13 protein-coding genes are annotated in these 14122 nt (G+C 73.7%); 3 read left to right on the top strand and 10 right to left on the bottom strand.

What is annotated here, in order from left to right:
- Window position 1: 1 nt before the first annotated feature.
- The 4 genes from ACGFX4_RS23420 to ACGFX4_RS23405 all read right to left on the bottom strand — a co-directional run bounded on the left by ACGFX4_RS23420 (window position 2) and on the right by ACGFX4_RS23405 (window position 6248).
- The gene (locus ACGFX4_RS23420; protein ID WP_393077641.1) at window positions 2-2452 is read right to left on the bottom strand and encodes a tetratricopeptide repeat protein; all 2451 of its coding nucleotides are present in this window, start codon (window positions 2450-2452) and stop codon (window positions 2-4) included.
- Between the two features lie 5 nt (window positions 2453-2457).
- Complete coding sequence (locus ACGFX4_RS23415) at window positions 2458-3774, bottom strand: hypothetical protein (protein WP_393077744.1); 1317 nt, start codon at window positions 3772-3774, stop codon at window positions 2458-2460.
- Between the two features lie 138 nt (window positions 3775-3912).
- Window positions 3913-4839, bottom strand: coding sequence for a glutamate ABC transporter substrate-binding protein (locus ACGFX4_RS23410; RefSeq protein WP_393077638.1), 927 nt, complete (start codon window positions 4837-4839; stop codon window positions 3913-3915).
- Between the two features lie 29 nt (window positions 4840-4868).
- Window positions 4869-6248 (bottom strand): hypothetical protein, encoded by a 1380-nt coding sequence (locus tag ACGFX4_RS23405; RefSeq protein ID WP_393077635.1) that lies wholly within the window; start codon window positions 6246-6248, stop codon window positions 4869-4871.
- 230 nt (window positions 6249-6478) lie between these two features.
- Here ACGFX4_RS23405 and ACGFX4_RS23400 point away from each other — a divergent pair, with 230 nt between their 5' ends.
- A complete protein-coding gene (locus tag ACGFX4_RS23400) occupies window positions 6479-7054 on the top strand; it encodes a nucleosidase (RefSeq protein ID WP_393077633.1) in 576 nt (191 codons plus the stop codon).
- A gap of 76 nt (window positions 7055-7130) precedes the next feature.
- Complete coding sequence (locus ACGFX4_RS23395; protein ID WP_393077630.1) at window positions 7131-7595, top strand: DUF2871 domain-containing protein; 465 nt, start codon at window positions 7131-7133, stop codon at window positions 7593-7595.
- Here the strand turns inward: ACGFX4_RS23395 and ACGFX4_RS23390 are convergent.
- Window positions 7586-8182 (bottom strand): cysteine hydrolase family protein, encoded by a 597-nt coding sequence (locus tag ACGFX4_RS23390; protein WP_393077628.1) that lies wholly within the window; start codon window positions 8180-8182, stop codon window positions 7586-7588. The two genes, ACGFX4_RS23395 and ACGFX4_RS23390, sit on opposite strands and share 10 nt — an antisense overlap.
- Before the next feature lie 71 nt (window positions 8183-8253).
- Between ACGFX4_RS23390 and ACGFX4_RS23385 the strand changes: the two genes are divergently transcribed.
- Window positions 8254-9228: a GlxA family transcriptional regulator gene (locus ACGFX4_RS23385; protein ID WP_393077625.1), complete on the top strand. Its 975-nt coding sequence runs from the start codon at window positions 8254-8256 to the stop codon at window positions 9226-9228.
- On the opposite strand, the gene ACGFX4_RS23380 is transcribed toward ACGFX4_RS23385, so the two are convergent.
- The 5 genes from ACGFX4_RS23380 to ACGFX4_RS23360 all read right to left on the bottom strand — a co-directional run bounded on the left by ACGFX4_RS23380 (window position 9225) and on the right by ACGFX4_RS23360 (window position 14122).
- Window positions 9225-9830 carry a hypothetical protein gene (locus ACGFX4_RS23380; RefSeq protein WP_393077621.1) on the bottom strand — a complete coding sequence of 202 codons (606 nt, stop codon included), beginning with the start codon at window positions 9828-9830 and terminating at the stop codon, window positions 9225-9227. The two genes, ACGFX4_RS23385 and ACGFX4_RS23380, sit on opposite strands and share 4 nt — an antisense overlap.
- Before the next feature lie 95 nt (window positions 9831-9925).
- A complete protein-coding gene (locus tag ACGFX4_RS23375; protein WP_393077618.1) occupies window positions 9926-10942 on the bottom strand; it encodes an N-acetylglucosamine kinase in 1017 nt (338 codons plus the stop codon).
- A gap of 44 nt (window positions 10943-10986) precedes the next feature.
- A complete protein-coding gene (locus ACGFX4_RS23370) occupies window positions 10987-12276 on the bottom strand; it encodes a 6-phospho-beta-glucosidase (protein ID WP_393077615.1) in 1290 nt (429 codons plus the stop codon).
- Window positions 12276-13160 (bottom strand): carbohydrate ABC transporter permease, encoded by an 885-nt coding sequence (locus tag ACGFX4_RS23365; RefSeq protein WP_393077612.1) that lies wholly within the window; start codon window positions 13158-13160, stop codon window positions 12276-12278. Before ACGFX4_RS23365 ends, ACGFX4_RS23370 begins: the two co-directional genes overlap by 1 nt.
- Window positions 13161-13165: 5 nt before the next feature.
- On the bottom strand, window positions 13166-14122 hold the full coding sequence (locus ACGFX4_RS23360; protein ID WP_393077609.1) for a carbohydrate ABC transporter permease: 957 nt from the start codon (window positions 14120-14122) through the stop codon (window positions 13166-13168).

Raw genomic sequence — 14122 nt, 5'->3', positions numbered from 1 at the left:
CTCACACCCACGTTCGCGGGCGGGCCCGGTTCGCCCGCTCCACCATCTCGATCCTGGATTCGGCCCGGTCGGACAACCGCGCCAACACTCGATAGGAGTGTTCCAGGGCGAGGCGCAGTTCCCGCTCCGCCGCGGGATGTCCGAGGACGGTGCGCGTGGCGGACGGGTCGCCGGGGGTGCCGGCCAGTACCCAGCCGAGCGCGGAGTCCAGCACCTCGACGGAGAGCTCCTCGCGCCGCCGGTCGTCCAGCGCGAGCGCGGTCAGCTGGTCGGAGCAGCGGGTGAGTTCGGGGCCCAGCGGCTCCTCGGCGGTGCGGCCGCGCAGCCGGGCGCGGACGGTGCCGATCCGGGCGGAGGTGAAGTGGGCGGAGACCTCCGGGACGCCTTCCAGGGCGGTCACCGCGCCGGGGCGGTCGCCGGTCGCCAGCCGGACCCGGGCCAGGCCGAAGGCGGCGCTGACGTAGGTCGGGTCGGTGCTGGAGACCAGCCGGTAGAAGGCGGTGGCGTCCTCGTACTGGCCGAGCAGTTCGGCGCAGACGGCGAGTGCCAGCTTGGGGGCGGCCTCGCCGGGGAAGGCGTCGTAGAGCGCGTCGAAGGAGTCGGCGGCCTCGTCGGCGCGGCCGTCGGCGAGGGCGCACAGGCCGCGGCTCCACACCACCCGCCAGTCGCCGGGGTGGTCGGTCTCGAGGGCGGCGAGGGTCAGTTCGACCGCCTCGGCGTCGCCGAGTTCGAGCTGGGCGCGCAGGCGGCGCAGCCGCAGTTCGAGGGAGTCGGCGGGGGCGGCGGCCAGTGCGGCCAGGGCGTCGGCGGGGGCGGTGGCGAGCAGCGCGGCGAGGAAGCCGGCGTTCGGGTCGCCCTGGTCGACGCGCGGGACCGGCAGGGCCAGCGCGGTGGCCACCGGGTCGAGCGGTTCGACGGCCAACTCGGTGTCGACCACCCTCAGTTCCGGTCCGAAGAGGGTGGAGGCGGCGGGCCGGGGCCGGCCGTCCTGGAGGGCCAGCACCTCGCGCAGCACGCCGGTGAGCTGGTCGGCCATCTCCTCGGCGGAGGAGAAGCGGCGGGCCGGGTCGGGGTCGGTGGCCCGGACCAGCAGCCGGTAGTAGGACTCGTACTGGGCCAGCAGCGGGATCTCGTCCGGTCCGGGCAGCTGGTGGCGCCGGGCGGTGGCGTAGTCCGGGAAGTCGAAGGTGAGGACGGCGAGGGTGCGGGCGACCGTGTAGAGGTCGGAGGCGGCGGACGGTCCGTCGGTGGCGATCTCCGGGGCCTGGTAGCCGTGGGTGCCGTAGATCGGGCCGTCGTCGTCGAGGTGGCGGACCGCGCCCATGTCGATGATCTTGAGCGAGTCGTCGCTCTGGATCACGTTGTCGATCTTGAAGTCGCAGTACACCAGGCCCCGGCTGTGCAGGTACCCGAGCGCCGGCAGCGCCTCCAGCGCGTACGCGATGGCCTGCTCGACCGGCAGCGGGTCGCGCCGGCCGTCGGGGGTGCGGCGCTCGTTGGCGATGTCCTTGAGCGACTTGCCGCCGACGTACTCCATCACGATGTAGCCGTCGGCCGTGCCGGTGCGCGGGTCCGGGTGCTCGGCGAAGTTGATGATCCGGACGATGTTGGGGTGGTCCACCTCGGCGAGGAAGCGCCGCTCGGCCACCGCGGCGGCCAGCGCGTCCTCGTCCCCGGTGTCCAGCAGGCCCTTGAGGACGACCCACTTGTCGTTGACCCGGCGGTCCGTCGCCAGGTAGATCCAGCCCAGGCCGCCGTGCGCGATGCAGCCCAGCACCTCGTACTGGCCGCCGACCAGGTCGCCGCGGCTCAGCTTCGGCGAGAAGGAGTACGGCGTCCCGCACTTGGTGCAGAAGCCCTCCGGGCGGCCCGGGGTGCCGTTCTTGCCGCGGCCGACCTCGCTGTCGCACTTGGAGCAGAACCGCTTGCGCTCGGGCACCTCCGGGTCGGCCAGGACGGCCTTCGCCGGGTCCAGCGTCGGCACCGGCGGGACGGTCACCAGCCCGGCGCCGAGGTTGCCCCGGCGGGTGGTGCCGGTGCCGCCGCGGGAGTTGCGCACCGAGACCGAGCGGCCGCTGCCGGTGCGGGTGGAGCGGTTGGCGCCGGAGCGCACGGACGAGGACCGCACCGAGCCGGACGTCCCGGAGACCCGGGCCGAGTCGGGCGAGCGGCGGGCCGCGGGCACCGCCGCGGCGGGCGCGGCGGCCATCCCGCACTCCTCGCAGTAGCCGTCCCCGTCGATCGTCCCCCCGCAGTGGACGCACGGCCCGCCCGACACCGCCGGGACGGCCCCGCCACCGGCACTGCCTGTCGCGCCGCTCGCGACGCTGCCCGTCGTGCCCCCCGCGACGGTGGACACCGGCAGCGGCGCCAGGCCGCACTCGGTGCAGTACCCGTCCTCGTCGATCTCCCCCTGACCGGTGCAGTCCGGCCTGGTGCACGCCTGAGCCATCGGATTCACTCCCCCTGTCCGTCCTGGATGTCCTGGTGCCCGGGGTGCCGCTCGGGCGCGCGCAGGGCCTGCTGGAAGCGGGCCACCGCCTCCGCCGCCGCCCGCAGGTCGCACGGTGCGCTCCACAGCAGCCAGCGGGCCTTCTCGAACCGTTCCACCACCACCGGGTCCTCGGCGAGGCCGCGCCGGGCCGCCATCGCCTTGTACGCCTCCAGCCGGCCCCGCAGTTCCGCGCGGACCGCCAGCGGCTGGGCCACCTCGGTCAGCGAGTGCCGGGCCCGGGCCAGCTCCTTGGCGGCCGAGTCCTCCAGGGTGTCCAGCAGCGGCCCGAGCCGGTGCCACTGGCCGGTCTGCTGGAACTCCACCGCCTGCACGATCCGTTCGCGCAGCGCCGAGGCGGGCCCGGGCACGGCCGGCACCTCGGTCGAGGCGATCTTCGCCAGCACCTCGCCGCGGGCCCGCCGGGCCTCGGCGAGCGTGGCGTCGGCCCGCTGCAGCAGGTCGCCGACCTGCTGCAGCCGCTCGTGGGACTCGTCCCGCAGCCGCAGCAGCCCCTCCAGCTCGACCCGGACGTCGTCGAGCTGCCGCCCGGCCCGGTCGAAGCCGGTGGTGTCCACCGCGCCGGTCGGAGAGGCCAGGGCGGACGTCTCCGGGACGGTGCCGCGCTGGGCGGGCACCCGGCTGGGCCGCCACAGCGCCAGCGGATCGGCCAGCACCTCGGCGCGCAGCGCGGTCAACTCCGAGGCCAGCCCGGCGAGGTCGTCGGCGAGCGGGTGGCTGCCGGGCCGCACCCCGACCGACAGCGCCAGCATCTGGACCCGGCCCAGCTCGGCGAGCAGCAGGTCGATCCGGGCGGGCAGCGCGGACCACACCGCGTCGACGGCGTTGACCACCTCCAGCACCACGGCGTACCAGCCGTTCATCCGCTCCATCAGCTCGTCCAGGCCGACCCGCTCGACCAGCCGGGCCGGGCCGGCGCCCAGCCGGCCCACCGCGTCCGGCAGTTGGCCGCCGGAGACGGTCACCGAGGCGCCGGTGAGCAGCTCGCTCAGCTCGGCCAGCTCGGCGCTGCCGGGACGGCCGCGCCGGGCCCGCACCGCGCGGGCCGAGGCGAGCGCCTCCGAGTACCGGTCGAACAGGGACCACAGCAGCCCGAGGCCCTGCTCGGCGACCGCCCAGCGCTCCTGGGTCCGCCCGGACAGCGCGGCGCCCTCCAGCAGCCGCCGGCCGGGGTGGTCCTGCAGGGCGAGCAGCGCCGCCTCCACGGCGTCGCGCTCCGCGCCCAGGCGGGCCAGGGCGCGGTCCACCTCCTCCCGGTTCATCACCGGGCCGGCCGTTCCTGCCAACGCGGGTCCCTCCCTCTCTCGGTCCGTGCGGTACTGACGGATGGTCGGCCTGTCGGCCTGTCGGCTCAGAGTCTCCCGGATGGTGGGTTGGGACGTGACGCCGGTACCGGCCCGCTACGGGAGGTAGCCGTCCGGTGACCCCATGGTGGGCGCCAGCCAGTGGTCGAAGGAGCCGCGCCAGCCGCCGTCGGTCCGCCACTCGACCAGCACCTGGTTGACCCAGGCGACCAGGTCGGTGTCGGCCTGGTTCATGCCGATGCCCATGTAGCTCGGCAGCACGGTCTCCGGGATCAGCCGCATCGTGCGGTCCTGGGCGAGCTGGGAGGCGGCCAGCGCGCTGTCGGTGAAGATCGCGTCCACCTCGCCGAGCTGCATCAGCACCAGGCAGTCGAGCTGGTTGTCGGTGGTCCTGATCTCGCTGGCACCCCGGCTGTCGCGCTTGAGCTCCAGGTGGGTGGAGGAGTTCTCGGCCACGCAGACCCGCTTGCCGCGCAGCGCCTCGGTGAAGGACTTCGCGGTGGACGAGCCGGGGACCGTCACCTGCTGGGAGGTCCGGAAGTACGGCACCGAGAAGGAGATCTCCTTCTTCCGGTCGCAGGTGATCGTCATGGTGCGCACCACCATGTCGATCTCGCCCGCCTTGATCGCGTCGATCCGGCGCGCGGTCGGCAGGGCCTTGAGCGTCACCTTGTTCGGGTCGCCCAGGACGGACTTGGCGATCGCCCGCGCCAGGTCGATGTCGAAGCCCTCGATCCGGCCGGACTGCGGGTTGCGGAACCCCCAGTTGTAGCTGTTCTGGTCCACGCCGACGACCAGCGTCCCGCGCTCGCGGATCTTGCGGATCTTCGCGCCGACGTTCTTGGCCGGCGGCAGGCTGGCCGCCAGGTCGCAGCTGTCGTCGGCCTGCAGCGCCCCCTCCGCGGCCTGTTCCACCGCGGCGGCGGGCCGCGCGCCCCCGGCACCCTGCGAGGTGCCGGCGCCCAGCACCCCGGCCCCCAGCACCGCGGCCGCGACCAGCGCGCGGGCCCCGACCGTCCGCATCCTTGTACGCCTCATCGTTCCCGTCCCCCTCACCGGTACTCCGCCAGCCGGCGGCCCACGCCCCGGACCACACCGATCGCGGCGCCCACGGCCAGCACCGCCGCGCCCACGGCCAGCAGCTCCAGCGAGCCGCCCACCCCGGACGCCGCCGCCTCGAAGCGGCCCTGCTCGATCGCCGCCGCCTTGCCGAACTGCTCGTCCATCGCGTTGAACGCCGCGTCCGAGGTGTCCCCGCCGGTGGCGCTCAGCGTCGCCCGCAGCGCCGCGTCGTAGTCGCCCGACGCCTGCTGATCGGCCGCTGCCTGGTGGCGCTTCTGCCAGGCGGCGAACTGCTTGCCGCCCTCGGTCATCGCAGCATTCGCCCCGCTCGGCGCCACCTCGGACGCCCACGCCACCGAACCGGGCTGGCGGGACGGACCGTTCAGCGGGTCGGCGAGGGTCTTCCAGGCCTTGGAGTAGGTGTCCGAGGAACCCCGGTCGACCAGGTTGAGGTTCTCCGCCGCGTGCGCCTGGAGGGCCGAGATCCGGACCCGGTTGAGCTCGGCCAGCGGCCGCGAGCCGGTCTGCCGGCTGTCCGCCAGCGCGGACCCGGCGGCCGCGGACCCGGCGGCCAGCCACACCACGGCGACCAGCACCGCGGCGCTCGCGCCCACCAGACCCACGTTGAACACCCGGTTGGTCCGCCGGAACAGCACCACCTGGTAGCGGGCCAGCGCCCCGAGCGCCAGCAGCCCGAGCAGCAGCGCCACCAGCGGGTAGGCGCTCGCCGTCTCCTGGTCCCGGTCCAGCTGCTTCGCCTCCGCGTCGACCAGTTTCTGCGCGTTCGGCAGCATGGTCTGCTGCATCAGCTTCGAGGCGTACCGCAGGTAGGCGCCGCCGAGCGGCAGGCCCTGCCGGTCGTTCGCCCGGGCGGTCTCCACCAGGCCCGCGTACCGCGGAAGCTGCTGGTTGAGCTCGGCGACCGAGCGCTGCGCCTCGGGGGACGACCCGGTGCGCGCCGCGGCCTGCGCGAGCAGCCGGGCCGCGGTCGCCAGGTCGTCCTGGTAGCGCTTGCGGATCTCCGGCGGCTCCGCGCCGGCCAGCAGGAAGCCGCCCGCGGCGGTGGTGTCCGCGTCCGCCAGCGAGCGGTAGATCTCCGCCGCGTCCTGGCTCAGCGGCTGGCTGTGCGACACCACCTGCGAGGCCATCGCCGCCCGGTCGGCCACCTGCCAGGCCGCGACCGTGCCGAACAGCAGCACCAGCGCGGCCAGCACCCCGCCCGCGAGCCGCAGCCGGCCCGGCGGGGTCTGCGCCTGCGACCGCAGCCGGCCCAGCGCGCCCCGCGGCCCGCGCGGCACGGGCTGCCGCCCGGCCTGCGCGGGAAGCCCCGCAACGGCCCCCTGCTTCTGCGTGATTACCGGTGTTCCCACCGCCCACCCTCCCCTGTGGCCCGCCCCTCGGAGCGGGCCTCGGCCCGCAGCAGCAGTATGGCGGCGGGCGCTGACGATCACACGTGAGTTGTGCCGGACTTGAGGTTGTTCAGTGTTGTTCCGTGTCGGCGTTCCGCGATGTTCCGCAGGCGTTCCGAGAGCGGCGACGCCCGTCGACGGCGTCCGGTTCCGGCCGCGGCGGGTGCCGGACGGATTTGTAGCATGGCGGTATGCGCCTCATCGGAACCGTCTCACCGGACCGCCCGCTGCTCGTCGTCGCCGTCCGCGAGGAGGCGGCCCACCTGGACGAGCGGCTGCCCGTCCTGCTCACCGGCATCGGGAAGATCAACGCCACCGCCGCCCTGGCCACCGTGCTGGCCTGCGGCGAACTGCCGTCCCAGGTCGTCAACCTGGGCACCGCCGGTGCGCTCAAGCCGGGCTGGGAGGGCACCCACGAGGTGGCGAGCGTGCTCCAGCACGACATCGACACCCCGGTCCTGAAGGCGCTCACCGGCCGCACCTACGGCGCGCCGATCGACCTCGGGGCCGCCGGCGGCCCGACCCTGGCCACCGGCGACCTGTTCGTCTCCGACCCGGCCGCCCGCGACCGGCTCGCGCTCAGCGCCGACCTGGTCGACATGGAGGGCTACGCGATCGCCACCGTCGCGCGCCGCGCCGAGGTGCCGGTCCGGCTGGTCAAGCACGTCAGCGACGAGGCCGGCGAGGGCGCCGACCGGACCTGGCGGGAGTCGGTCGACGGCTGCGCGAAGGTCCTCGCCGCCTGGGTCCGCGACCACCTGCACTGAGCCCTGGGGAACGGCCGCCGGAGATGCTTCAATGGCCCCCGTCCGAGCGGCACTTGACCGGCAAGGAGCGGGGGCCATGCGCAAGTCGTACTACGCGGCACACACCTACATGATCCTGGGACTGATCTCGGGGCTGTACTACCGGGAACTCACCCGGGCCAACCACTTCGAGGGCGACACCCAGCTCTCCGTCGTCCACACCCACCTGCTCGCGCTCGGCATGCTGGGCTTCCTGATCGTGCTGGCCCTGGACAAGCAGTTCGGGCTGTCCGGGCACCGGCTGTTCAGCTGGTTCTTCTGGTGCTACAACGCCGGCATCGCGATCACCGTCGGCACGATGACGGTCAAGGGCACCCTCACCGTGCTCGGCCACCAGGTCTCCGAGGCGGTCTCCGGCATCGCGGGCCTCGGCCACATCGTGCTCACCGTCGGGCTGGTCCTGCTCTTCGTGCTGCTCGGCAAGCGCCTCAAGCCGGAAGCGGCGGCCGCGGAGCCCGGCAAGGGCCCGGTCGGAGCCGCCGCCGCAGACGCTCAGGCCTGAGCGGCCTTCAGCACGTCCCCGGTGGCCACCACCTTGGCGAACCGCATCCGGTGCAGGACGGCCGCGGTCGCCCGGGCCAGCTGCTCGGCCGGGATCGACACGCCGTCCGGCCCGGCCATCGCGAAGGTGTGCATGGCGTCGGTCGGGAAGACCACGTCGTAGCCCAGGTTGCCGCCCATCCGGGCGGTGGTCTCGTTGCAGACGTTGGTCATGATCCCGGCCACCACCAGCTGGGTGGCACCCCGGGCCTGCAGCCACGCGTGCAGGTCCGGGGTGCCGTAGAACGCACTGTTGACGGTCTTGGTGATGTGCAGGTCCGCCGCGACCCCGGCCATCATCGGCTTCAGCTCGTACCCCGGGGTGCCCGGGGCGAGCGGGCCGCCCGGGGAGCCGTGCTGGACGGTGACCACCGGCCGGCCGGTCGCCGCCCAGGCGTCCAGCAGCGCGGCCATGTTCGCCTCGGCCTGCGGGTTGTCGCGCTCGCCCCAGAAGGCGGCGTCCTCGAAGCCCTGCTGGACGTCGATCATGATCAGGACGGCGTCGGCGGCGAGCCGGAGCGGGGCGTCGAATGCGCTGGTGTTCGTCATGGCTCCATCCTGCGAGCCCGCCACCGGGGCCGGTGAGAGGCGGAAGAGCCCACCATCGATACATTCCTGCCATGCGCACCGTTGGCTGCCTGATCTTCGACGGCGTCCGCGCCTTCGACTACGCCGTCGTCACCGAGGTCTGGTCGAACCGGGTCGGCCGCCCCGGCCTGCCCGGCTTCGACCTGCTGGTCTGCGGACCGCCCGGCGCCCGGGTCGCGCTCACCGGCGGCCTGGAACGCGTCCCCGACGCCGGACTCGACGCGCTCACCCGCTGCGACCTGGTCCTCGTCCCCGGCATGGCCGACCCGCTCGCCCCGTTCGACCCCGCCCTGCTCGACGCGGTCCGCGCCGCCCACGCGGCCGGCGTGCAGATCGCCTCGCTGTGCGCCGGCGCCTTCCTGCTCGCCGACGCCGGACTGCTCGACGGCCGCACCGCCACCACCCACTGGTGGCTCGCCGACCGGCTGGCCGAACGCCACCCCGCCGTCCACGTCGACCCGCAGGTCCTGTTCACCGGCGACGGCCGGATCTGGACCTCGGCCGGCGTCGCCGCCGGCATCGACCTGTGCCTGCACCTGGTGCGCACCGCGCACGGGCAGCAGGCCGCCGCGGAGATCGCCCGCTCCATGGTCACCGCGCCCTTCCGCACCGGCGGGCAGGCCCAGTTCATCCCCTCGCCGGTCCCCGCCGCCGCCGAGCGCGACGACCCGCTGACCGCCGTCCGCGGCGCCGTCCTGGCCGCGCTCGACAGCCCGTGGACCGTCGGCCGGATGGCCCGCGAGGCCGTCATGTCCGAACGCACCTTCGCCCGCCGCTTCGCCGAGGCCACCGGCACCCCGCCGCTGCGCTGGCTCCTCGAACAGCGCGTCCTCGCCGCGCAGCGGCTCCTGGAGGAGACCGACCTGCCGGTCGACGCGATCGCCGTCCGCTGCGGCTTCGGCTCCGCCGTCTCGCTCCGCCCCGTCTTCACCCGCCGCGTCGGCGTCGCCCCCCGCGAATACCGTCGCACCTTCCGCGGCCGCACCCCTGCCGCGGGCACCGCCTAGCGCGGCACCTCCCGGCCCTTGTCGGGGCGGCCGGTGGCGGGGTCGAGGGTGAAGACGGTGCGGGAGTCCTCCCGGGTGACGGTGATCTCGTTCGGGCCGGTCCACTCCGCGTGCTCGTCGTGCTCGAACCCGTCGTACTCGCCGAGGTCCCAGTGCCGTTCGGACCAACCGGTGCCGGTCCGGAGCTCGAACCGGTAGACGGGGTCGATGAAGTCGAGGTCGATGACGGTCACCACCCGGTCGGGTTGCGCCGGGGAGGTGAGCCGCTCCATCGGGTGGGCGCCGCCGGACTTCGTGAGCGCCACGAAGACCACCAGCGCGCCTACGAGGACCAGCGGGGCCAGGAGAGCCGCGCAGCCGATCTGGGACCACTTGGTGCGGAAGTCCAGTTCGACCACCAGGGAGAGCACGATCAGCGCGATCGCGCCGCCGAGCAGCAGCACCGGACGGTTGAGCCAGGACTCGACTCTGACGAGTCCGCCGTCCGTCGCGGCCCGCGCTCCCGGCAGGTGGGCCAGCACGGCCAGCAGCGCCACCCCCCGCAGGCTCCAAGCCACTTGGCGGCGCTGCCGCTTGGTCATCCGCTTCCCCCGGGTGATCATTCCGGGGACTTTACTACGTGGGCCCGCCGCCGCGCGGCCGGTCGGGTGTGCGGACCCGGTGCGGACGCGCGGCGGTGGGGGATCGGGGGTCGGCGTCAGGCGGCGACCGGGTGGACGCTGGGGTAGGCGTCGCGGAGGCGGTGCTGGGCGGTGGCCCCGGCGCCGAGGTGGTCGAGGCCGAGGAGGGCGGCGCCGAGCACGGGTGGGGCGACGACGACGCGGGGTTCGGCGAGCGGTGCCACGGCGGCGAGCCGGGCCAGCAGGTTGTCCATCAGCAGGGGCTGACGGGACGCCAGGACGCCGCCGCCGAGGACGACCGGGACGGGTTCGCCGATCAGGTCGAGCCGGGTGAGGGCGACGGTCACGAAGCGGGTGATCTCGTCGGCCTGGCGGTCGATCAGTTGCAGCGCGGTCGGGTCGCCGGCCTCGCCGGCGGCGAAGAGCACCCGGGAGACCTCGTGCAGCCGGCCCGGGTCGAGGTCGCCGAGGTGCATGGCCTCGGCGACGGCGCCGGCGCCGGGCAGGCCGAAGTGCGCGCCGATCATGGCGGAGAGCAGGGTGGGCCCGCCGCGGCCGTCCTCGGCGCGGGTGGCGTGCCACATGGCCTCGGAGGCGAGTCCGCCGCCGCCGCCCCAGTCGCCGGTGAGTGTGCCGAGTGCGGGCCAGCGGGCGGTCCGCCCGTCGGGCCGCAGGCCGACGCAGTTGATCCCGGCGCCGCAGACCACGGCGACGCCGTACGGCCCGTCGGTGCCGGCCCGCAGCAGGCCGAAGGTGTCGTTGGCGACGGCGGTGCTGGGGGCCCAGCCGTGGGCGGTGATCTCGGCGTGCAGGCGCTGCTCCTCGACCGGCAGGTCGGCGTTGGCGAGGCAGGCGCTGACGTGGGCGGCGACGGGTCCGTCGGCCGGCAGGCCGGCCTGGGCGGCGGCGGTGCGGACGAGCGGGGCGAGGGCGCCGACGGTCGCTTCGACGCCGTTGGCCTGCGGCTGGAAGCCGCCGCCGCGGGCGGTGCCGAGGACCCGCCCGTCGGTGGAGACGAGGGCCACGTCGGTCTTGCTGTTGCCGGCGTCGATGGCGAGGACGCCGGGGAGGTGCTCGGGGTGCGGTCTGGTCATCGGTGCATCCCCCCAGGGTGGTGCGTGGTGGTCATGGTGGGTGGTCACGCCCAGCCGAGGTGCTGGCGGTTGTGGGCGATCAGCCGGTCGGTGAGTTGGTCGGCGAGTTCGATCTGGCCGATCAGCGGGTGGGCGAGCAGGGCGTCGAAGACCCGGTCGCGGCCGCCCTTGAGCGCGGCCTCCAGGGCGAGGTGCTCGTACGCGGTGACGTTTGCGATCAGTCCGGCGTAGAGGGGTTCGACGGGGCGCTGCGGGAGCGGGCGGACGCCGGTGGCGTCGACCTCGGCGGGGACCTCGACGACGGCGTCGTCGGGGAGGAACGGCAGGATGCCGTCGTTGCGGGTGTTGACCACCTGGACGCTCTTCTGCCCGCCGGTGCCGAGCAGGGCGGCGATCAGCTGGACGGCGGCCTCGGAGTAGAAGGCGCCGCCGCGCTTGCCGAGGAGTTCGGGCTTGGTGTCGAGGGCGGGGTCGGCGTACATCTCCAGCAACTGCTTCTCGATGGCGGCGACCTCGGCGGCGCGGGAGCCCTTCTCCTTGAGCTCGGCGACGACCTGGTCGTGCTGGTAGAAGTAGCGCAGGTAGTACGAGGGGACGACGCCGAGCCGGCGGACGACGGGCAGCGGCAGGTGCAGGTCGGCGGCGATCTCCTCGCCGTGGCCGGCGAGCAGGTCGGGGAGCACCTCGCGGCCGGTGGCGGCGCCGGGGGCGTCGAGCAGGGTGACGCCGCGCTCCCAGGTGAGGTGGTTGAGGCCGACGTGGTCGAGGCGGATCAGCTCGGGGTCGACGCCGAGGTGGGCGGCGAACTTGCGCTGGAAGCCGATCGCCACGTTGCACAGGCCGACGGCCTTGTGCCCGGCGGTCTGCAGGGCGCGGGTGACGATGCCGACCGGGTTGGTGAAGTCGACGATCCAGGCGTCCGGGTTGGCCCGGCGGACCTGCTCGGCGATGTCCAGGACGACCGGGACGGTGCGCAGCGCCTTGGCGAGGCCGCCGGCGCCGGTGGTCTCCTGGCCGACGCAGCCGCAGTCCAGCGGCCAGGTCTCGTCCTCGTTGCGCGCGGCCTGGCCGCCGACCCGCAGCTGGAGCAGGACGGCGTCGGCGCCCTGGACGCCGGCGGTGACGTCCACCGAGGTGGTGACGGTCGCGGTGTGGCCCTGCTTGGCGAAGATCCGGCGGGCCAGGCCGGCGATCAGCTCCAGCCGGTCGGCGGCCGGGTCGATCAGGACGAGCTCGCCGATCGGCAGGGTGTCCCGCAGCCGCGCGAAGCCGTCGATCAGTTCGGGGGTGTAGGTGGATCCACCGCCGACGATGGCCAACTTCAGTGCAGACATCAGCCTTTGACTCCTGTGAGTGTGACGCCTTCGATGAAGGCTTTCTGGGCGAAGAAGAACAGGACGATGACCGGCGCCATCACCAGCAGGGTGGCCGCCATGGTGAGGTTCCAGTTGGTGTGGTGGGCGCCCTTGAACGACTCCAGGCCGTAACTGAGCGTCCAGGCGCCCTCGTTCTCGCTGGAGTAGATCTGCGGGCCGAAGTAGTCGTTCCAGCAGCAGAAGAACTGGAACAGCGCGACCGCGGCGATCGCCGGCTTGGCCATCGGCAGCACCACCCGCAGCAGGGTGCGCAGTTCGCCGCAGCCGTCGATCCGGGCGGCCTCCACGTACTCCTTGGGGATGGTCAGCAGGAACTGGCGCAGCAGGAAGATGGAGAACGCGTCGCCGAAGGCCATCGGGATGATCAGCGGCCAGAGCGAGCCGGTCAGGTGGAGCTGCTTGGCCCAGAACAGGTACATCGGGATGACGGTGACCTGCGGCGGCAGCATCATCATCGAGATGACCGCCATCAGGGCGAGGTTGCGCCCGCGGAAGCGGAACTTGGCGAGCGCGTACGCCACCGGGACGCTGGAGACCACGACCAGCAGGGTGCCGAGCCCGGCGTACAGCAGGGTGTTGCGCCACCAGGTGAGGAAGCCGGGGGTCCGCCAGACCTCGGCGTAGTTGCCCCAGTGCCATGCGTGCGGCCACAGCTCGGAGGTGAGCGCCTGCTGGTCGCTCATCACCGAGGTGAGGAACACGAAGACGAAGGGCAGCAGGAAGAACAGTGCGGCGGCGACGGCCAGCGAGTGGACGGCCACCCAGTTGAGCAGTGCGCGGCGGCGGATCGCGGGGGCGGCGGTCGCGCGGGCGGCGCGGGCCGGGGCGGTGATGGTGGTCATCGCGCTCACTCCTCGTTCAGGAAGCCGGCGCGGCGGCGCAGCAGCAGGGAGGTGAAGGCCATCGAGAGGGCGAACAGGATGACCGCGACCACGCACGCCGAGCCGGTGTCGAAGCGCTGGAAGCCGAGGCTGTACACCATCTGCGGCAGGGTCCAGGTGGAGCCGTGCGGGTAGCCGGGTTCGAACTGCTGGCCGGAGCCGCCGATCACGCCGCTGGCGACCTTCCCGGCGACGATCGCCTGGGTGTAGTACTGCATGGTCTGGATCACGCCGGTGACCACGGCGAACAGCACGATCGGGGTGATGTTCGGGAAGGTCACGTAGCGGAACTTCTGCCAGGGCCCGGCGCCGTCCAGCTCGGCGGCCTCGTACTGCTCGCGCGGGACGTCCAGCAGCGCCGCCATGAAGATCACCATCAGGTCGCCGACGCCCCACATCGCCAGCAGGGTCAGCGCGGGCTTGGACCAGGTCGGGTCGGTGAACCAGCCGGGCTGCGGCAGGCCGAGCTCGCCGAGCAGGTGGTTGACCGGGCCGGTGCCGGGGTTGAGCAGGAAGGCGAAGGCCATCGTGGCGGCCACCGGCGGGGCCAGGTAGGGCAGGTAGAAGGCGGTGCGGAAGAACCCGGCGCCGGTCCTCACCTTGGTGATCAGCAGGCCGATGCCGAGGCCGAAGGCGACCCGCAGGGTGACCATCACCGCGACCAGCCACAGGGTGTTGCCGAGCCCCTGCCAGAAGAACGGGTACTTGGTGAGGACGTAGTCCCAGTTCTTCAGGCCGGTGAAGGTCGGCGGCGCGAAGCCGTCGTACCGCATGAAGGAGAAGTAGACGGTGGAGACCAGCGGGTAGGCGAAGAACACGCCGAAGCCGACCAGCCAGGGGGAGAGGAACGCGAGGGTGCGGGCCCGCTCCCGCCGGCGCTTGCGGCGCAGCACCGGCGGGAGGGAGGAGCTCAGGACTGCCAT

Source organism: Kitasatospora sp. NPDC048365, from assembly GCF_043200835.1.
Lineage (GTDB): Bacteria > Actinomycetota > Actinomycetes > Streptomycetales > Streptomycetaceae > Kitasatospora > Kitasatospora terrestris.
Note: the sequence above shows the minus strand (reverse complement) of the source record. Positions and strands in the feature narration are given on the sequence as shown.